An 18,850-nucleotide genomic window follows, 5' to 3' on the forward strand; every position below is an offset into this window, starting at 1 on the left:
CAGGCTCCGGTCAATGCAGCGACGGCTTGGCGCTGGCCGCGGTCGGTTGCTTGGCCGATTCGGTGTAGAGCAGCAGCGGTGCAACCCGCAGGTATTCCATGACTTCCATGTAGTCGGTTTCGCCGTCCTCGGACTCTTCCAGCGCATCCTGCACCTGAGCGATGGCGGCCAGGTCCTGCAGCACTTCCATGGCTTCGGTGCTCAGCGCCGTGTCGCGCGCGGTCAGGCCGAACCCGGCGAGGAAACCCTGGCACCACTCGCCCAGTGCGGCAGCGCGCTCGGGCAACGGCGACTCGTCGCTGGGGACCAGCAGCACCACGGTCATGTCGTCGCTGGTGAGTTCGCCCTTGACCATTTCCTGCAGGCCGATGAGCGCCTGGCGAACGTTGTCTGCGGCCGGTGTACCCAGCAGATCGGCGGCATCCACCAGCCATGGCTCGATCTCGAAGCCGGCACCGGCGCAACTGCGACCCAGCAACAGCCCGTGCAGTTCGGCGGGCGAGACGGTATGGCCGCTGCTGGTGAGCAGGGCGGCGAAGGCGTGATAGGGAGAATTCTGAATAGGCATGGGCAACTAGGCGCCAGACGGCGCAATGACTAGAATGAAGGCCTTGTATCCTAGCACCGGCAACCGCGCCAGACTATCGACGCGGCCAACTACGTGTTCATCTTCACCGGGCCTGCCAGTTCATCGGCGGGCAACATTTCCCAACCGTACCTACCGGGACTCCATGGAACACAACGACCTGCAAGCGCTGATGAGCCGACTCGAATCACTGATCGGACGAGTCGAGCAACTAAAACGACAAAACGGACTCCTATTAGCGCAGGAAAAAACCTGGCGCGAGGAACGCGCAAATCTCATCGAAAAGAATGAAATCGCCCGGCGTAAGGTCGAGTCCATGATTTCGCGCCTCAAGGCCCTGGAGCAAGACTCATGAGTTCAAGCAATAGCGTCACCGTTCAGATCCTGGACAAGGAATACTCGATCATCTGCCCGCCGCAGGAGCGCAGCAATCTGGTCAACGCTGCGCGCTACCTGGACGGCAAGATGCGCGAAATCCGCAGCAGCGGCAAAGTGATCGGTGCCGACCGCATTGCCGTCATGGCCGCGCTGAACATCACTCACGATCTGCTGCATCGCCAGGACACACCGGAGCTGTCGGTCAACGGCACCACTCGCGAACAGGTTCGCGACCTGCTCGAACGCGTGGACCTGGTGCTTGCCACCGATCCGGAAACGCCCAAGGGCTGAAATCCGCAAAGCTTTTCTGTATACTGGCATCACTCCCTGGAGTGCTTGCCAGTCGGTCATGTCCCTGAGCCGATACGCACAACCACGGGGGTTGCACGTGGGGTTGGTGTGCATGTCCGCTCGACGGAAAGCCTTAAAACCTCCTGTGATCTCCACCTTGAACTTTCGGGTTCAAGGGCTACACCGACAGCGGTTCGTCGGGGAGTACCTGAATTTCCAGCCCATGCCCGCAGTACTTGGCGTGGGCTTTTTCATTCGTCGCCGGGCAACACTGTCCAACGGCACCTTTGATCAGGATCGACCGCGCCCATGACCGTACCCGCGCCGCAGCCTAGTCAATCACCGCCTCGTCAATCACTGCGCCGCCAGCTACGGGCCGCACGTCGCGCCCTCACCCCTGCACAGCAACGTCTGGCCGCTCGCGATCTCTACCGCCAACTTGCCCAGCATCCGCTGTTTCGCCGTGCCCGGAATATTGCCCTGTACCTGCCCAACGACGGCGAGATAGATCCGCAGCCCCTGTTGCGCGAAGCTCAGCGGCGCGGCAAGCGTACCTACCTGCCGGTGCTCAGCGATTGGCCACGGACCAAGATGGTATTTCAGCGGGTGGGCCGTGGCGAAAAGCTTCGACCCAACCGCTTCGGGATTCCAGAACCGCGCATCGATCGGGCGCGGCAACGCACTATCTGGGCACTGGACCTGATCTTGCTGCCACTGGTGGGGTTCGACGACGAAGGTGGGCGCCTGGGCATGGGCGGCGGCTTCTACGACCGCAGCCTGGCCTACCGCAATCGCCGCACGGCCTGGCAAGCCCCGGTGCTGCTGGGGCTGGCCCATGAATGTCAGAAGGTGGAGCGCCTGGCCCAGGCCAGTTGGGATATACCGCTGCAGGGAACGGTGACGGACAAGGGTTGGTATCTGACGTAAGCCTTGCGCCGCGGCTTTAACCTGTAGGAGCGGTCAGCAGCCGCGAACGGGCGCTACCGTTACCGCGGACTAACCATCGAACTTTGCACCATCGAAGTCTGCACCACGATCAGCTCTGCACCGGTATCCGCCTTGCTCGCCCACAGACTCTGCGCGTATCCAGTGGTGACGATACCCAAGCCCAACAAAATCACCAATGTCCACAACAAGTCCGGCTTACGGCGCATCGACGTTGCCCCCCTACAGGCAATTAAAGAATCGACAGAACGGTATTCTGGCGTGCCGAGCAGCAGCGTCGGGCTTAAATTTGCGCGCATTCTGGGGCAAGCTTGGTAGACAAGCAAACGTTGTTCACGACCAATTGTCGGGTGCGCTTGAATCCCACAAAAGCTGGCCATTTCACATTATTGAGGAACACTCGCCATGGCCTATTGGCTGATGAAATCCGAGCCTGACGAATTGTCCATCCAGGGCCTAGCCACGCTTGGCCAGACGCGCTGGGACGGCGTACGCAACTATCAGGCACGCAACTTCATGCGCACCATGGCCGTTGGCGACCAGTTCTTCTTCTATCATTCCAGCTGCCCCGAGCCAGGCATCGCCGGCATTGGTCGCATCGTCGCGAGCGACTATCCCGACCCCACTGCCCTGGATCCGGACAGTCATTACTTCGATCCCAAGGCCAGCACCGAGAAGAACCCCTGGACTTCGGTGGATGTAGCCCACGTAGAAACCTTCGACCCCGTGCTCGGGTTGGGCTTGTTGAAGCAGCAGAGCGGGCTTGCCGAACTTGCGCTGGTACAAAAAGGCAGCCGGCTTTCGGTGATGCCGGTAACGGCACAGCAGTGGGAAATTGTGCTGGGATTGCGATAGAAGGCTACGTCGAACTGGCCATGACGTGACGCTTCTGGCCCTGGCTCCACATAGCCGCAGTGCGCCATGCGTACCTGCATAGCGCGTTGTGTGCACAAGACTTAACCTTTTCAGCGTCTAACGATGCAGCCCCGTCTGCGCCAAAGAAAACACCCACTCCCGCCCATCCTTGCGTTTGTGAAACAAGCCTAAATCCACAAGACCATTGAGTACCGAAGCTGCCGTATTGTACGAGCAGCCCAAGCTCTCTTTCAGGTTCACAGCCGTGAACTCCATCCCCTTCTCGTTGCTAGCCACCTGCAGTACGGTTTTCTGCTTGTCGCTCAGCTGTGCATACAAACCACTGTCGAACAGGAAGCGATTGAATGAGTTCATATCGGCCAGCGTTTTTTCGTAGGCTTCTTTGAAATCCGCGATGCCGCGAATGATCGTGCGACTTTGGTAGTCGACGAAATACGTCAGGTCCATATCGTCGGTTTCGGTATAGAGATAACTCTTGCCGTACTGCACAGGGGCGGCCTTGAGCAATTTGCTGATAGCTATGTAACGAAAGGCAGCGAAGTCATGCTTGAACATGAACCAGTAGAACAATGACCGGGCCACCCGGCCATTGCCGTCGTGAAAAGGGTGCTCATAGCCAATGGCAAAGTGCAGGACGATCGCCTTGATCAGCGGATGCAGGTAACGATTGGTCCTGAACTCACCATGGTTGCTGTTGGCCCATTCGGCCAAGGCTTCCAGCCGCGACTCCAGGCCGCGTGCTGGCGGTGGTGTATGCACCACATTGCCATCGCCGTCCTGGACCACTACCTCATCGTTAACGCGGAACACACCCGGGTAATAATGCTCGTCGTCGATGTTTTCCACACCCACTTGGTGGATCTCGGCGATCAAGTCAGCACTCAGCGGTCGTGTGCGATGCTCCCACACGAACTGCATCATCCGATAATTGCCCAGAATCATCTTTTCATCTGGAGTGCGCGGACCTCGCTGACGCTTGAGCAAGTCCTTGGCCACTTGGGTCGTGGTCGATGCACCCTCCAACTGGCTACTGCTGATGGCCTCGTCTTCTATGAGGTCGTTAAGCAGGTACGTTACGTGTTTCTGCTCACCGATCTTGTTGCTCATCCACTCCAATGCAGCACCCGTAGTGTGCCGGTCAGTCTCGGAGGTCGCGGCATGGATCGCTGGCGTCAGTAGCAGTTGGCATTGATGTGCAGGCTGCCCCAGTACAACGACGTCGCTCAGTTGCCGTTCACGCGCCAACTTCACCAGCGACCACACCAGTTCATGGTTCAGCCCTTCAGGAATGCGGAAACGAAGCTTGTCGAAATGCTGATACCGGCCCTTGCCATCCAAGGGCGCGTTGAGGGCCAGGTACTCAGCTATGCGCTCCGGACAATCCCGAGCAATGCGTTGAAGCGGATCGCGGATAACGGCGGGAGGGATCTTGAACATCGCTGTCTCAAAACTCAGTGGTTTTGAGACAGCCTACGCCAATGGCAATCCTCTGTCCGCCTTGCTGCACAACAATCAGTTCACTGCACGATCAGGTTATTGAACAGCAGGTCTTCGACGATGGGTTTGCCCTCTTCGTCGTTCATCACCTGCTGCAATTGCTTGAGGGCTTCCTGACGCAGTTTCTCCTTGGCTTCGACGTTGCCCATCGATTCGGAGGTCTGCTGTGCGAACAGTGCTACCAATTGATTGCGCAGCAGCGGGTCCTGGCGCTTCACGGCAGCTTCCGCTTCCGCGCCGGTGACCTTCAAGGCGATGTCCGCCTTGTACACGTGCAGCTTGGGGCCGCCGTCCAAGGCGTAGTTGCCCACGAACGGTGGGGTCATGCCGATATAGGCAACCTTGGGCGCTGCGTTCTCGCCCTCTTTGGCCGCCTCGTTGGCCATAACGGTGGTTGGCAGGGCCAACGCCAGCCCAATCAATACCCAGGCTTTCATCACATATGTCTCCGCAAGAACGTGTCCTGACTGTATCGGCCAGCACGGGTGATTCAATAGCTCGTTCGAATCCAATGGGCTGAAACGATTCTTCGGAAGCGCAAAGCAGACTGGCGAACAGAACTGAACCGCTTAAGTTCGCATTGCAACATTTTCGCAAACTCCGCTGGGCGGTAAATCGTTTTATTTTCGGTAACGAAACTGTAACATTCGAAAACGCAGCAAATAACAATAAATGGAGCTTGTGAATGTTCGCCTTCTTCCGCCCCGCCCCGCATCGTGCAGCCCTGCCCGATGAAAAGATAGACAGCACCTACCGTCGCCTTCGCTGGCAGATCTTCGCCGGGATATTCATCGGTTACGCCGGTTACTACCTGCTGCGCAAGAACTTCTCGCTGGCCATGCCCTACCTGATCGAAGAACAGGGCTACACCCGGGGCCAACTGGGCTTGGCGATGTCGGCCATCGCCATCTCCTATGGCCTGTCCAAATTCCTCATGGGGATCGTGTCCGACCGCTCCAACCCGCGCTACTTCCTGCCGTTCGGGTTGCTGGTTTCCGCCGGCGTGATGTTCGTCTTCGGCTTTGCGCCGTGGGCAACGTCAAGCGTCACCATGATGTTCATCCTGCTGTTCATCAACGGCTGGGCGCAAGGCATGGGCTGGCCGCCAAGCGGCCGGACCATGGTGCACTGGTGGTCGCAGAAGGAACGCGGCGGCGTGGTGTCGGTGTGGAACGTGGCGCACAACGTCGGCGGTGGCTTGATCGGCCCGCTGTTCCTGCTCGGCATGGGCTTGTTCAACGACTGGCACGCGGCTTTCTATGTGCCGGCCGCAGTGGCCCTGCTGGTCGCCCTGTTCGCCTTTGCAACCATGCGCGACACACCGCAGTCGGTAGGCCTGCCGCCCATCGAGCAATACAAGAACGATTACCCGGAAGGCTACGATTCCAGCCACGAAGAAGAATTCAGCGCCAAGGAAATCTTCGTCAAGTACGTGCTGCGCAACAAGATGCTCTGGTACATCGCCTTGGCCAACGTGTTCGTCTATCTGCTGCGCTATGGCGTACTGGACTGGGCGCCGACCTACCTCAAGGAAGCCAAACACTTCACCGTCGACACCACCTCATGGGCCTATTTCTTCTATGAGTGGGCCGGTATTCCCGGCACGTTGCTGTGTGGCTGGATGTCGGACAAGATCTTTCGTGGCAACCGCGGGCTGACCGGCGTGGTGTTCATGGCGCTGGTGACCGTGGCGACCCTGGTGTACTGGCTCAACCCGCCCGGCAACCCGACCGTGGACATGATCGCACTGGTCTCGATCGGCTTCCTGATCTACGGCCCGGTCATGCTGATCGGCCTGCAGGCGCTGGAACTGGCACCGAAGAAAGCGGCCGGCACCGCCGCGGGCTTCACTGGCCTGTTCGGCTACCTGGGTGGGTCGGTCGCCGCCAGCGCGGCGATGGGCTATACCGTGGATCACTTCGGCTGGGACGGTGGTTTCGTCCTGCTGATCGGCGCCTGCCTGTTGGCGATCGTCTTCCTGATCCCCACGCTCTGGCACAAACAGGTGGCCAGCACCCAGCGCAACGCCTGACGTCAGGCGTGCCGCACCGTCAGGGCAGGAATTGCTGCGAGGCTTGAGTGCAGCTGCCCTGATGGCAACGCTTGAGCCTGGCTTCCAGGTTCTTGTCCGGCATTGCGTGATTGCGCAGGGCACTGATGGTTTGCTCGACGTAATCGCGGGTGCTGCCAAATCGCCCGCTGGCACTGTCGAGAATCTGCGTAAGCAGGTTATCCGGCAGGTTGCCTGCATAGCTGGGCAAATGCCGCTCCAATACGAATCCCAACGCCTGCACCTTGGTGCCGTCTTCCAGACGGCAGTTGAGCCAATGCGGGCGGTACGAGGGATAGGGCATCTCGCGCTTCCACAGCGCCAGCAGCGAGTGTTCGAGATCTTCCTGAGGCAAGCGATAGGCGAACCCGGCGCATGAGCCGCCTCGGTCCAGACCGAACACCAGGCCAGGTCGCTCGGGTGTGCCACGGTGTTCGTGGGACCACAGGTACAGGCCCCGGTGATAGCCATGCACACGCGCCCGGCGACGCTCCGCGGCGCTGCATTCGGGCCGCCAGATGAGCGAACCGTAGGCGAACAGCCAGACCGGCCCGCCACGATGGCGCCGCATCGTCGTGTCCAATGAATGAAGAAGTTGCTCGTGGGTCAATTGCGGCCCGAGATCGAGCGACGGCGGATAGACCACATTCAAGTGCGCAGTTTCGAGTACCGACATAAGCAGTCGCCTGTTATCCCCGTAAGATGGCAATGAAGCCTAACTCTAACGCATTGCAACTCCCGCGTTCCTACCGTATGGCAGATAGATCAATAAATACAAGCGCTTATAATCAACTTCAAATAAATAAGTTATAAGCACCAAGCCGGCTCGGGGACAAATCGGCGTGCACGATTTTACCGCAATGCCACTGCGTCAGATTCGACGCAGGCATCACGACAGCAGAAGCAGGCAACGAAATGACGCAGGGCAGTGGAAATCAGGCTGGCCGCGGCGCGTAGGCGAAGACGTCCGCACGCATCTGGTGCGCATCCATCCCGGCATTCACCAGGGCATCAAGCGTGGCGTAGATCATCGCCGGTGAACCGCTGCCATAGACATGCACGGCGCTCAGGTCGGCTATGTCCTCGCAGACCGCTTCATGCAGCATGCCGCAGCGTCCTTCCCAGCCACACAGATCGCTCACCACCTTGTTCAGGAACAGGTTGGGCAACTGCTTCCATTGCTCCCAATGTTCCAGCGCGTAGAAATCCTCGGGGCGACGCACACCCCAGTACAGGTGCACCCGATGCTTGAAACCTTCGCGTCGGCAATGCTCGATCAGGCTGTTCATCTGCGCCATGCCGGTACCTGCAGCAATCAGCACCAGTGGTCCGTCCGGCAGCTCGGCCAGGTGGGTATCGCCATAGGGCATGTGTACACGGGCCATGCCGTTGCGCTGCAACTGCTCGATCAAACTCTGCGCACTGGCCTCGCGGACCAGCACGTGCAGCTCCAGGTCGCGCCCGCTGTGGGGTGCCGAGGCCAGCGAGAAGGCAGACTTTTCGCCATTTTCGCGCTCGATCATCAGGTATTGCCCGGCATGGTAGCGCGGCGGCTTGCCGGCCGGCGCACGCAGGCGCACGCGCCAGACATCGCCGCCGATATCGACGCAGTCGATCAGCTGGCAGGCCAGGCTGCGCACCGGCAGCTCGCCCTTGGCCAGCACGCCGTCCCAGAGGATCACGCAGTCTTCCAGCGGCTCGGCGATGCAGGTATGAAACTCGCCGCGGTCGATCACCGCGTCTTCCTCGCGAACACTGCCTTCCACCAGCACCGCGCTGCACACATGGCAGTTGCCATTGCGGCAGCTCTGCGGGCAGTCATAGCCCAGGCGCTGCGCGGCCGCCAGAATCCGCTCGGCGGGCAGGGTTTCAAGCACCACGCCCGAAGGTTGCAAGGTCACACGCATCAATCTATTCCCAACTGATTCCAGAGTTCATCGATGCGGCGGGTCACGGCCTCGTCCTTGACGATGACCCGACCCCATTCGCGCGTAGTTTCGCCCGGCCACTTGTGCGTGGCATCCAGGCCCATCTTTGAACCCAGGCCGGACACCGGCGAGGCGAAATCCAGGTAGTCGATCGGCGTGTTGTCGATCAGCACGGTATCGCGCTTGGGGTCCATGCGCGTGGTGATGGCCCAGATCACGTCGTTCCAGTCGCGGGCATTGATGTCGTCGTCGGTGACGATGACGAACTTGGTGTACATGAACTGGCGCAGGAACGACCAGACCCCGAGCATCACCCGCTTGGCATGCCCCGGGTACTGCTTCTTCATGGTCACCACCGCCATGCGGTACGAGCAGCCTTCGGGCGGCAGGTAGAAGTCGGTGATTTCCGGAAACTGCTTCTGCAGGATGGGCACGAACACTTCGTTCAGCGCCACGCCCAGGATCGCTGGCTCATCGGGTGGCCGGCCGGTGTAGGTGCTGTGGTAGATCGGCTTGATCCGGTGAGTGATGCGCTGCACCGTGAACACTGGAAACTTGTCGACTTCGTTGTAGTAGCCGGTGTGGTCGCCATACGGCCCTTCGTCGGCCATCTCGCCCGGATGAATCACCCCTTCCAGGATGATCTCGGCAGTGGCCGGCACCTGCAGGTCGTTGCCGCGGCATTTCACCAGCTCGGTGCGGTTGCCGCGCAGCAGCCCGGCGAACGCGTACTCGGAGAGGCTGTCGGGTACCGGCGTCACCGCGCCCAGAATGGTCGCAGGGTCGGCCCCCAGGGCCACGGCCACGGGAAACGGCTGGCCAGGGTGCTTGTCGCACCACTCGCGGTAATCCAGGGCGCCACCGCGATGGCTCAGCCAGCGCATGATCACCTTGTTGCGGCCGATCACCTGCTGGCGGTAGATACCCAGATTCTGGCGTTCCTTGTTCGGCCCCCTGGTGACCGTCAGGCCCCAGGTGATCAGGGGTGCCACGTCGCCCGGCCAGCAGTGCTGCACTGGCAGCATGCCGAGGTCGACGTCATCGCCTTCCAGGACGATCTCCTGGCAGGGCGCGTCCTTGACCACCTTCGGGGCCATGGCGATGATCTTCTTGAAGATCGGCAGCTTCGACCAGGCATCGCGCAGGCCCTTGGGCGGCTCGGGCTCCTTGAGGAACGCCAGCAGCTTGCCGATCTCGCGCAGCTCGCTCACCGATTCGGCGCCCATCCCCATGGCCACCCGCTCCGGCGTGCCGAACAGGTTGCCCAGCACCGGGATATCGAAGCCGGTGGGCTTCTCGAAGAGCAGCGCCGGACCCTTGGCACGCAGGGTGCGGTCGCACACCTCGGTCATTTCGAGCACCGGCGAGATAGGCACCTGAATGCGTTTCAACTCTCCGCGCTGCTCAAGCTGCTGCACGAAATCCCGAAGATCCTTGAATTTCATCGACCATGCCAGTTAGAAAATAAGCGTACATCCTACCTGCTCTGGCGGCCGCTGGCAGCCGCCGGCTGGGCTTTAATGGGAATTGCCAGGCTGCGATGCCTCTACCGGCGCGAACAACGGCGCCACGAACCCTGCCGCGTCGTCGCCCAAGTGGTTGTCGTCCATGTACAGCGAGCGCCCCGCCGACTCGGCCACGCAGGTTATGCCGTCGGCGCAGAACAGCTGGGTCGTGTCGAGGATGCGCACCTGGGGATCACTGGCAACCAGTTCGGCGAACAACGCATGCATGAATGCCTGGCGCTGTCGGTGCTCGAGCAGCGGGCGCCCGATGCCGTCAGTCGGTCGTTGGAGCATGGCCAGGCGGCTCAGCCGATAGGGTGCGTTGGCGTTCTGCAAAGGGACTTCGTCGAGCAGCCAGACCCGGCTGCCCGCCTGGCGCAAGGCCCGAACTTCGCGCTTGAGCGCCTCGGCCAGCTGCACCGGCGCATCGGCACCGGGCAAGCGATAGGTCATGTCGCCATGCTCGTCGCCATACAGGTACAACGTCCAGCGCGCGACCAGCACCACGTCGCGCTGCGGCGCCTGCGCGATCACGCTGCGGACCTGCGCATTGAACTGTCGGCACAGGTCGTTGCGCTCCAGCCCCGCGACCGGCACGCAGCCGGCCGAACTGGCCAGATCGAGTGCCTGCCCGGTGCGCTCGCTGTGCACGCGCAGTGCCGGCATCAGGGCGGCTGCATGGCTGTCGCCCCAGATCAGCGGTGGCAGCACGTCTTTGCTTTGGCGCCCGAGGTGACAGATGAGGCGTTCGGGCGCAGTGGTTTTCTCGAACATGCAGTCGCGCTGCCCGGCATGCCATTCGCCGGCCTCGGCGTAGGCCAATGCCTGCGCCGACAGCCGCGACGGTACGCCATCGCTCCAGCGCAGGGATTGCCCCGCCAGGCCCACCACCACCATGGCCAGCAATGCAGCCAACAGCGCCTGACGCGGCTCGGCCAGCCAGCGCCGACCGCGCAGGGGCGTTTCCACCCAGCGCCAGGACAGGTAGCCGAGCAGCAGACTGCCCAGGATCAGCGCAAGGTTTTCGTGCGCAGCGATACCGTCCACGGCGGCATAGTCGGCGAATACATGCACCGGCCAATGCCACAGGTACCAGGAATAGGAAATCAAGCCCACCGCCACCATCGGCCGCGTGCCCAACAGCCGTGACAGCCAGGTCGGCTGGCCGGCGCCGGACCAGATGATCGCCAGCGTGCCCAACACCGGCAGCAGTGCTGCCATGCCGGGAAACGCGGTACGCCAGTCATAGCAGGCAATGGCCACGCCCACGGCAGCGATCCCGGCGGTGGCCACGGCCTGACGCACGGCCACTTTCAGCGGGCGCTGGAACACCGGCGCCACCGCCAGCAGGCTGCCGGCCAACAGTTCCCACGCGCGCGCCGGCAATAGAAAGAATGCTTGCGCCGGAGCTTGCTGAACCTGCCAGACGCTCACTGCAAACGATGCCAGGGCAATGCCGAGCAAACCTCTGCGCCACGCCTTCACATAGCGGCCGAGCACGGCCAGCAGTAACGGCAAGAGAATGTAGAACTGCTCTTCCACCGCCAGCGACCAGGTGTGCAGCAGTGGCTTGAGCTCCGAATCGGTATCGAAATAGCCGTCCTGGCGGGCGAACAGCACGTTGGACATGAACATGGCCTGGTAGCGCGCCGAGCGCCCCAGCTCCTCATAGTCACGCGGCACCAGCAGGAACCAGCCAACGATCAGGCAGGCCACCACCATCACCACCAGGGCGGGCAGGATCCGCCGCGCACGGCGCACCCAGAACTCCACGAAACTGAAGTGGCCCGAGGAACGCTCGCGGTGGATGATCGAGGTGATCAGATAACCCGAGATCACGAAGAACACGTCAACGCCGACGAACCCGCCGGCAAAACCTGGAATACCAAAGTGGAACAACACCACGGCAATGACCGCCACGGCGCGCAAGCCGTCGATGTCACGTCGATAGGCTGGGTGAGTCATAACAATCCTTGTCGGCCGAACGGGTCTGGCATGGCTATGGTGCGTTGAAAATGCGAATGGCGCCGCAAGGGCGCCATTCGGATCAAGCAGCGGGTGGGCTTACTTGCGTTTCATCGACAGGAAGAACTCGTCGTTGGTCTTGGTCTGCTTGAGCTTGTCGATCAGGAATTCGATGGCCGCCACTTCGTCCATCGGGTGCAGCAGCTTGCGCAGGATCCACATGCGCTGCAGTTCGTCGTCGGCGGTCAGCAGCTCTTCGCGACGGGTACCGGAACGGTTGATGTTGATGGCCGGGAAAACGCGCTTCTCGGCGATCTTGCGGTCCAGGGGCAGTTCCATGTTGCCGGTACCCTTGAACTCTTCGTAGATCACTTCATCCATCTTCGAACCGGTTTCGACCAGCGCGGTGGCGATGATGGTCAGCGAACCGCCTTCCTCGATGTTACGCGCGGCACCGAAGAAACGCTTGGGCTTCTCCAGGGCATGGGCGTCGACACCACCGGTCAGGACCTTGCCGGAGCTCGGGATCACGGTGTTGTAGGCACGCGCCAGGCGAGTGATGGAGTCGAGCAGGATGACCACATCCTTCTTGTGCTCGACCAGGCGCTTGGCCTTCTCGATCACCATCTCGGCCACTTGCACGTGGCGGGTTGGCGGCTCGTCGAAGGTCGAAGCGACCACTTCGCCGCGCACGGTGCGCTGCATCTCGGTGACTTCTTCCGGACGCTCGTCGATCAGCAGGACGATCAGGTGGCATTCAGGGTTGTTGCGCGTGATGTTCGACGCGATGTTCTGCAGCATGATGGTCTTGCCCGCTTTCGGCGGAGCGACGATCAGGCCACGCTGGCCCTTGCCGATCGGTGCGCACAGGTCGATGACACGACCGGTGAGGTCTTCGGTGGAACCGTTGCCGGCTTCCATCTTCATGCGCACCGTAGGGAACAGCGGCGTGAGGTTTTCGAAGAGAATCTTGTTTTTCGCGTTTTCCGGACGGTCGAAGTTGATGGTATCGACTTTCAACAGGGCGAAATAACGCTCGCCTTCCTTGGGCGGGCGGATCTTGCCGACGATGGTGTCGCCGGTACGCAGGTTGAAGCGGCGGATCTGGCTGGGCGAGACGTAGATGTCGTCTGGGCCGGCCAGGTACGAGGCGTCAGCCGAACGCAGGAAGCCGAAGCCGTCCTGGAGAATCTCCAGCACGCCATCACCGGAGATTTCCTCACCGCTTTTGGCGTGCTTCTTCAACAGGGAGAAAATCACATCCTGCTTGCGCGAACGGGCCATATTTTCTATGCCCATCTGTTCGGCCATTTCGAGCAGATCGGTGATCGGCTTTTGCTTGAGTTCAGTCAGGTTCATAAGGGAATGACGTAATCATGTATGGAGGGGAGAAATTAAGCTTTGGGCTTAATGAGGCCGCGCCGCAGAGAAGGCGACAGGATCGCGTACTGATTCGAGTAGGAGTGCGTCGGCGACGGCTTGCAGGGGGCAGAGGAGAAACCAATGCGAGGCCGAATGTAACACCTCGATTTGTAGGCGTCCAGTATCGCGCCCAGAAAAAAGCCCCGACGAATGCGGGGCCTTTCAGGTATCAGATATTGGCGTCCAGGAAGGCTGCCAACTGAGACTTGGACAACGCGCCGACCTTGGTCGCCTCGACGTTGCCGTTCTTGAACAGCATCAGCGTGGGGATGCCGCGCACGCCGTGCTTGGCCGGGGTTTCCTGATTCTCGTCGATGTTGAGCTTGGCGACGGTCAGCTTGCCCTTGTAGGTCTCGGCGATTTCGTCGAGCACCGGGGCGATCATCTTGCACGGGCCACACCATTCGGCCCAGTAGTCGACGAGTACAGCGCCGTCAGCCTTGAGTACATCTGCTTCGAAGCTGGCATCGCTGACGTGCTTGATAAGGTCGCTGCTCATGGAGTGTCTCCGTGGTCATATTCGGAAAGAAAAACGTGGCCCATCATAGCGGCACAGCGCTGCTACAGGAAGCCGATGATCATTGATCATCACTATGAACATCGGTGATACAGGCAATGGAACCCCGCTCGATGCACCAGAAATGATCGCAGGTCCGGGCCAGTGCGCTCCGCAACGGTGCGCGGCCAGTCCGGCACAGAGCACTCGTGGCAGCTCGAACCCCGATCCCACGCGGCGGCACGCGCGCCCTGCCCCATTCTGGCACGCGCTGTGCTACCTCCCTGGCAACCTCGACTCGATCGCAATCGGAGTATCGCCATGATTTCGCGCTGCAGCCTGCTGTTCACCGCCCTGGTCGCCAGTTTCATGCTGGGCCAGGCAGCCCACGCCGATGGCTTGAGCGACATCACCGAGCGCGGCACCTTGCGCGTTGCCGTGCCGCAGGATTTCCCGCCGTTCGGCTCGGTCGGCCCCGACATGCAACCGCGCGGACTGGACATCGACACCGCCAAGCTGATCGCCGATCAACTCAAGGTGAAGCTGCAGCTCACCCCGGTGAACTCCACCAACCGCATTCCCTACCTCACCACCGGCAAGGTCGACCTGGTGATCTCAAGCCTGGGCAAGAATGCCGAGCGTGAACAGGTCATCGATTTCTCCAGCGCCTACGCGCCGTTCTATCTGGCCGTGTTCGGCCCGCCGGAAGCGCCGATCGCCACTTTGGACGACCTCAAGGGCAAGACCATCAGCGTGACCCGTGGCGCCATCGAAGACATCGAGCTGAGCAAGGTCGCGCCCGAAGGCCTCACCATCAAGCGCTTCGAAGACAACAACTCGACCATCGCCGCCTACCTCGCCGGCCAGACCGACCTGATCGCCAGCGGCAACGTGGTGATGGTCGCCATCTCGGAAAAGAACCCCAAGCGCATTCCAGCCCTGAAAATCAAGCTCAAGGACTCGCCGGTGTACGTGGGCATCAACAAGCAACAGCCCGAGCTGCTGGCCAAGGTCAATCAGATCATCGCTGCGGGCAAGAGCGACGGCAGCCTGGAAAAGAATGCGCAGACCTGGCTGAAGCAGCCGCTGCCCGCCGATCTCTGATTGTCGAGCGCACGCAATGGCCTATCAGTTCGCTTTCGCCCCGGTGCTCGCACAGGCCGACCTGCTGCTCAAGGGGGCGCTGTTCACCCTTGAGCTGACCGCCATCGGCGCACTGCTCGGGGTGGCCGTGGGCATCGTCGGCGGTGCCGTGCGGGCCTGGCAGATCAAGCCGTTCGCCGGCCTCTTCGGGGTCTACGTGGAGCTCATCCGCAACACGCCCTTCCTGGTCCAGCTGTTCTTCATTTTCTTCGGCCTGCCCAGCCTGGGCGTGCAGATCAGCGAGTGGCAGGCCGCGGTGCTGGCCATGGTGGTCAACCTGGGGGCGTATTCCACCGAGATCATTCGCGCCGGCATCCAGGCCGTGCCAAAGGGGCAGCTCGAAGCCTCTGCGGCCCTGGCCATGAGCCGCTTCGAGGCGTTTCGCTATGTGGTCCTCCAGCCAGCCCTGGCCAAGGTCTGGCCGGCGCTGAGCAGCCAGATCATCATCGTGATGCTGGGTTCGGCGGTCTGCTCGCAGATCGCCACGCAGGAGCTGAGTTTCTACGCCAACTTCATCCAGTCGCGCAATTTCCGCGCCTTCGAGACGTATCTGCTGACCACGCTGGTGTACCTGATCATGTCGATCCTGATCCGCATGCTGCTGAACTGGCTGGGTCGGCGTTTCATCATGAGGAACAGCTGATGGATTTCACCCTGTGGGACATCGTGCGCAACCTGCTCATCGGCCTGCAATGGACGCTGGCCTTGAGCCTGGTGGCGTTCATTGGCGGTGGCTTGATCGGCTTGCTGGTGATGACCCTGCGCATCTCGCCCGCGCATCCGCTGCGCACGCTGGCACGCTGCTATATCGAAGTGTTCCAGGGTACGCCGTTGCTGATGCAGCTGTTTCTGGTGTTCTTCGGCGTGGCGCTGATGGGCGTGGACATCTCGCCCTGGGTGGCCGCCGCCCTGGCCCTGACGCTGTTCACCAGCGCCTATCTGGCCGAGATCTGGCGCGGCTGCGTGGAGTCCATCGGCAACGGCCAGTGGGAAGCCTCCGCCAGCCTGGCGCTTACCCGCAACGAGCAGCTGCGCCACGTCATCCTGCCCCAGGCCTTGCGCATTGCCGTGGCGCCGACCGTGGGCTTCTCGGTGCAAGTGGTCAAGGGCACCGCGGTGACCTCGATCATCGGCTTCACCGAGCTGACCAAGACCGGCAGCATGCTGGCCAACGCCACCTTCGAACCCTTCATGGTCTACGGCTTCGTCGCCCTGGGCTACTTCGCCCTGTGCTACCCGCTGTCGCTCAGTGCCCGCTATCTGGAAAGGAGGCTGCATGCCGCTGCTTAGGATTTCCGCCCTGCACAAGTACTACGGCGATCATCATGTGCTCAAGGGCATCGACCTGAGTGTGGACGAAGGTCAGGTGGTCGCGATCATCGGTCGCAGCGGTTCGGGCAAGAGCACCTTGCTGCGCACCCTGAACGGCCTGGAATCGATCAACGACGGCGTCATCGAAGTCGATGGCGAATATCTGGATGCGGCGCGCGCCGACTTGCGCAGCCTGCGCCAGAAGGTCGGCATGGTGTTCCAGCAGTTCAACCTGTTTCCGCACCTGAGCGTGGGCGAAAACGTGATGCTGGCCCCTCAGGTGGTGCAGAAAGTGCCCAAGGCTCGTGCCCGCGAGCTGGCCCGCGAGATGCTCGAACGGGTCGGCCTGGGGGAGAAGTTCGATGCGTTCCCCGAACGTCTGTCCGGCGGCCAGCAACAGCGCGTGGCGATCGCCCGCGCGCTGGCCATGTCGCCCAAGGTGCTGCTGTGCGACGAGATCACCTCGGCGCTGGACCCGGAGCTGGTCAACGAAGTGCTCAGCGTGGTGCGCAAGCTGGCCGAAGACGGCATGACCCTGATCATGGTCACCCACGAAATGCGCTTCGCCCGCGAGGTCGGCGACAAGCTGGTGTTCATGCACCATGGTAAGGTGCACGAGGTGGGCGATCCCAAGCAATTGTTCGTCAATCCGCGCACGCCCGAGCTGGCGCAGTTCATCGGCATGCAGCCGGCGTGAATGCCGTTCGCGCTTGCGGGAGCTCGGACCTTGGGGCAAAGATCAGGATGGCGCGTTGGCGCCGTCGCCTGATCGTGGCACGATGCGGGGGTTAACGACCGAGATCCTTTGACCATGCCGCAGACCAAAGCCAAGAACCTGTCCCTGATCGCCGCCATCGACCTGGGCTCGAACAGCTTTCATATGGTGGTGGCCAAGGCCCACGTCAATGAAATCCGCATCCTCGAACGCCTGGGTGAAAAGGTTCAGTTGGCCGCCGGCATCGACGAAGAGCGCAAGCTCAGCGAAGAATCGATGCAGCGCGGCCTGGATTGCCTCAAGCGCTTCGCCCAACTGATCAACGGCTTGCCCCTGGGGGCGGTGCGCATCGTGGGCACCAACGCCCTGCGCGAAGCCCGCAACCGCAATGAATTCATCGTCCGCGCCGAGCAGATCCTCGGTCATCCGGTGGAAGTCATCTCTGGCCGCGAAGAAGCTCGCCTGATCTATCTGGGCGTCTCCCACACCTTGGCCGACACGCCGGGCAAGCGCCTGGTCGCCGATATCGGTGGCGGCAGCACCGAGTTCATCATCGGTCAGCGTTTCGAACCCCTGCTGCGCGAGAGCCTGCAAATGGGCTGCGTGAGCTACACCCAGCGCTACTTCCGCGACGGCAAGATCACCCCGGCCCGCTACGCCCAGGCGTACACGGCAGCGCGCCTGGAGATCATGAGCATCGAGAATGCCCTGCACCGGCTCAGCTGGGACGAAGCCATCGGCTCCTCCGGCACCATCCGCGCCATAGGCCTGGCCCTCAAGGCCGGCGGCCAGGGCAGCGGCGAGGTCAATGCCGAAGGGCTGGCCTGGCTCAAGCGCAAGCTGTTCAAGCTGGGCGATGTCGACAAGATCGATTTCGACGGCATCAAGCCGGACCGTCGGACCATCTTTCCCGCCGGGCTGGCGATTCTCGAAGCGATCTTCGATGCCCTCGCCCTGCAGCGCATGGACCATTGCGATGGCGCCCTGCGCGAAGGCGTGCTGTACGACCTGCTGGGCCGTCATCACCACGAGGACGTACGCGAACGGACCCTGGGTTCGTTGATGACCCGCTATCACGTCGATGTCGAGCAGGCCGAGCGCGTCGAGCGCAAGGCGCTGCATGCCTTCGACCAGGTGGCGGCGGACTGGGAGCTGGAAGACGGGGTCTGGCGCGAGCTGCTGGGCTGGGCGGCGAAGGTTCACGAGATAGGCCTGGACATTGCCCATTACCATTACCACAAGCACGGCGCCTACCTGATCGAACACTCCGACCTGGCCGGGTTCTCGCGCGAAGACCAGCAGATGCTGGCGCTGCTGGTGCGCGGCCACCGCCGCAACATTCCCAAGGACAAGTTCGCCGAGTTCGGCGATGACGGTGTGCAGTTGATCCGTCTGTGCGTGCTGCTGCGCTTCGCCATCCTGTTCCACCACATTCGTGGTACCCAGGAGATGCCGGCGGTGTCCCTGCATGCCAAGGCCAAGAGCCTGGATGTGGTGTTCCCCGATGGCTGGCTGGAGAACAACCAGCTGACCCAGGCCGACTTCGCCCAGGAAGCCGAATGGCTGACCCGCGTAGGCTTTACCCTCACCGTGCGCTGAAGACCGCGCCGCCATCTGCCTGATAGACCGCAGCGCCCATTTCGCGGCCGATGACCGCTCCTACGGTGCAACGCGATCTCTGTAGGAGCGGCCAGTGGCCGCGAAGATCGCGCCGCCATCTGCCTGACAGACCGCAGCGCCCA

General features: G+C 61.7%; 20 protein-coding genes and 1 other RNA gene. 11 read left to right on the forward strand and 10 right to left on the reverse strand.

Annotated features, from left to right (window positions below; all coding sequences use genetic code 11):
- Positions 1 to 10 precede the first annotated feature (10 nt).
- Complete coding sequence (locus tag IFT57_RS20630) at positions 11 to 568, reverse strand: YecA/YgfB family protein (protein WP_122715981.1); 558 nt, start codon at positions 566 to 568, stop codon at positions 11 to 13.
- Positions 569 to 731: 163 nt separating this feature from the next.
- Between IFT57_RS20630 and IFT57_RS20635 the strand changes: the two genes are divergently transcribed.
- The 4 genes from IFT57_RS20635 to IFT57_RS20650 all read left to right on the forward strand — a co-directional run bounded on the left by IFT57_RS20635 (position 732) and on the right by IFT57_RS20650 (position 2,182).
- Positions 732 to 941, forward strand: a complete 210-nt coding sequence (locus tag IFT57_RS20635) for a TIGR02449 family protein (protein WP_122479894.1) — start codon at positions 732 to 734, stop codon at positions 939 to 941.
- Positions 938 to 1,255 carry a cell division protein ZapA gene (locus IFT57_RS20640; RefSeq protein ID WP_122479895.1) on the forward strand — a complete coding sequence of 106 codons (318 nt, stop codon included), beginning with the start codon at positions 938 to 940 and terminating at the stop codon, positions 1,253 to 1,255. The genes IFT57_RS20635 and IFT57_RS20640 overlap by 4 nt, the downstream gene beginning before the upstream one ends.
- A gap of 30 nt (positions 1,256 to 1,285) precedes the next feature.
- Positions 1,286 to 1,463, forward strand: a non-coding RNA gene (gene ssrS / locus IFT57_RS20645) — 6S RNA.
- A gap of 101 nt (positions 1,464 to 1,564) precedes the next feature.
- Positions 1,565 to 2,182, forward strand: coding sequence for a 5-formyltetrahydrofolate cyclo-ligase (locus IFT57_RS20650; RefSeq protein WP_192152525.1), 618 nt, complete (start codon positions 1,565 to 1,567; stop codon positions 2,180 to 2,182).
- Positions 2,183 to 2,241: 59 nt separating this feature from the next.
- On the opposite strand, the gene IFT57_RS20655 is transcribed toward IFT57_RS20650, so the two are convergent.
- Positions 2,242 to 2,580, reverse strand: a complete 339-nt coding sequence (locus IFT57_RS20655; protein WP_192152590.1) for a hypothetical protein — start codon at positions 2,578 to 2,580, stop codon at positions 2,242 to 2,244.
- Between the two features lie 25 nt (positions 2,581 to 2,605).
- Between IFT57_RS20655 and IFT57_RS20660 the strand changes: the two genes are divergently transcribed.
- Positions 2,606 to 3,055 carry an EVE domain-containing protein gene (locus IFT57_RS20660; protein WP_192152526.1) on the forward strand — a complete coding sequence of 150 codons (450 nt, stop codon included), beginning with the start codon at positions 2,606 to 2,608 and terminating at the stop codon, positions 3,053 to 3,055.
- A 117-nt stretch (positions 3,056 to 3,172) separates the two neighbouring features.
- Here IFT57_RS20660 and IFT57_RS20665 read toward each other — a convergent pair whose 3' ends face one another.
- Both IFT57_RS20665 and IFT57_RS20670 read right to left on the reverse strand, forming a co-directional pair.
- Positions 3,173 to 4,513 carry a Fic family protein gene (locus IFT57_RS20665; protein WP_192152527.1) on the reverse strand — a complete coding sequence of 447 codons (1,341 nt, stop codon included), beginning with the start codon at positions 4,511 to 4,513 and terminating at the stop codon, positions 3,173 to 3,175.
- Between the two features lie 80 nt (positions 4,514 to 4,593).
- Positions 4,594 to 5,010: a flagellar basal body-associated protein FliL gene (locus IFT57_RS20670; protein WP_122715984.1), complete on the reverse strand. Its 417-nt coding sequence runs from the start codon at positions 5,008 to 5,010 to the stop codon at positions 4,594 to 4,596.
- Between the two features lie 248 nt (positions 5,011 to 5,258).
- Here IFT57_RS20670 and glpT point away from each other — a divergent pair, with 248 nt between their 5' ends.
- Positions 5,259 to 6,605: a glycerol-3-phosphate transporter gene (gene glpT, locus IFT57_RS20675; protein WP_122479901.1), complete on the forward strand. Its 1,347-nt coding sequence runs from the start codon at positions 5,259 to 5,261 to the stop codon at positions 6,603 to 6,605.
- Between the two features lie 19 nt (positions 6,606 to 6,624).
- Here the strand turns inward: glpT and IFT57_RS20680 are convergent, their stop codons facing one another.
- From IFT57_RS20680 to trxA, 6 genes are all read right to left on the reverse strand, one after another.
- The gene (locus tag IFT57_RS20680; RefSeq protein WP_122715985.1) at positions 6,625 to 7,299 is read right to left on the reverse strand and encodes a gamma-glutamylcyclotransferase; all 675 of its coding nucleotides are present in this window, start codon (positions 7,297 to 7,299) and stop codon (positions 6,625 to 6,627) included.
- A gap of 259 nt (positions 7,300 to 7,558) precedes the next feature.
- Entirely contained in the window at positions 7,559 to 8,530 is a 972-nt protein-coding gene (locus IFT57_RS20685; protein WP_192152528.1) for a CDP-6-deoxy-delta-3,4-glucoseen reductase, read from the reverse strand.
- A complete protein-coding gene (ubiD, locus tag IFT57_RS20690; RefSeq protein WP_122796177.1) occupies positions 8,530 to 9,996 on the reverse strand; it encodes a 4-hydroxy-3-polyprenylbenzoate decarboxylase in 1,467 nt (488 codons plus the stop codon). The genes IFT57_RS20685 and ubiD overlap by 1 nt, the downstream gene beginning before the upstream one ends.
- A 72-nt stretch (positions 9,997 to 10,068) precedes the next feature.
- Positions 10,069 to 12,021, reverse strand: a complete 1,953-nt coding sequence (locus tag IFT57_RS20695) for an acyltransferase family protein (protein WP_192152529.1) — start codon at positions 12,019 to 12,021, stop codon at positions 10,069 to 10,071.
- Between the two features lie 99 nt (positions 12,022 to 12,120).
- On the reverse strand, positions 12,121 to 13,380 hold the full coding sequence (gene rho, locus IFT57_RS20700) for a transcription termination factor Rho (RefSeq protein WP_043192255.1): 1,260 nt from the start codon (positions 13,378 to 13,380) through the stop codon (positions 12,121 to 12,123).
- Between the two features lie 232 nt (positions 13,381 to 13,612).
- A complete protein-coding gene (trxA, locus tag IFT57_RS20705; protein WP_043192254.1) occupies positions 13,613 to 13,942 on the reverse strand; it encodes a thioredoxin TrxA in 330 nt (109 codons plus the stop codon).
- Positions 13,943 to 14,260: 318 nt separating this feature from the next.
- On the opposite strand from trxA, the gene IFT57_RS20710 reads away from it, so the two are divergent.
- The 5 genes from IFT57_RS20710 (at position 14,261) to ppx (ending at position 18,707) form a co-directional block, all read left to right on the forward strand.
- Entirely contained in the window at positions 14,261 to 15,043 is a 783-nt protein-coding gene (locus IFT57_RS20710) for a transporter substrate-binding domain-containing protein (RefSeq protein WP_122479906.1), read from the forward strand.
- Positions 15,044 to 15,059: 16 nt separating this feature from the next.
- Complete coding sequence (locus IFT57_RS20715) at positions 15,060 to 15,725, forward strand: amino acid ABC transporter permease (protein ID WP_192055072.1); 666 nt, start codon at positions 15,060 to 15,062, stop codon at positions 15,723 to 15,725.
- Entirely contained in the window at positions 15,722 to 16,372 is a 651-nt protein-coding gene (locus IFT57_RS20720) for an amino acid ABC transporter permease (protein ID WP_192050403.1), read from the forward strand. Before IFT57_RS20715 ends, IFT57_RS20720 begins: the two co-directional genes overlap by 4 nt.
- On the forward strand, positions 16,359 to 17,090 hold the full coding sequence (locus IFT57_RS20725; RefSeq protein WP_192152530.1) for an amino acid ABC transporter ATP-binding protein: 732 nt from the start codon (positions 16,359 to 16,361) through the stop codon (positions 17,088 to 17,090). Before IFT57_RS20720 ends, IFT57_RS20725 begins: the two co-directional genes overlap by 14 nt.
- Positions 17,091 to 17,204: 114 nt before the next feature.
- Positions 17,205 to 18,707, forward strand: a complete 1,503-nt coding sequence (gene ppx / locus IFT57_RS20730) for an exopolyphosphatase (protein ID WP_122480128.1) — start codon at positions 17,205 to 17,207, stop codon at positions 18,705 to 18,707.
- Positions 18,708 to 18,850: the final 143 nt, after the last annotated feature.

This window comes from Pseudomonas sp. CFBP 13719 (genome assembly GCF_014842095.1).
In the GTDB taxonomy this organism is placed as follows: domain Bacteria; phylum Pseudomonadota; class Gammaproteobacteria; order Pseudomonadales; family Pseudomonadaceae; genus Aquipseudomonas.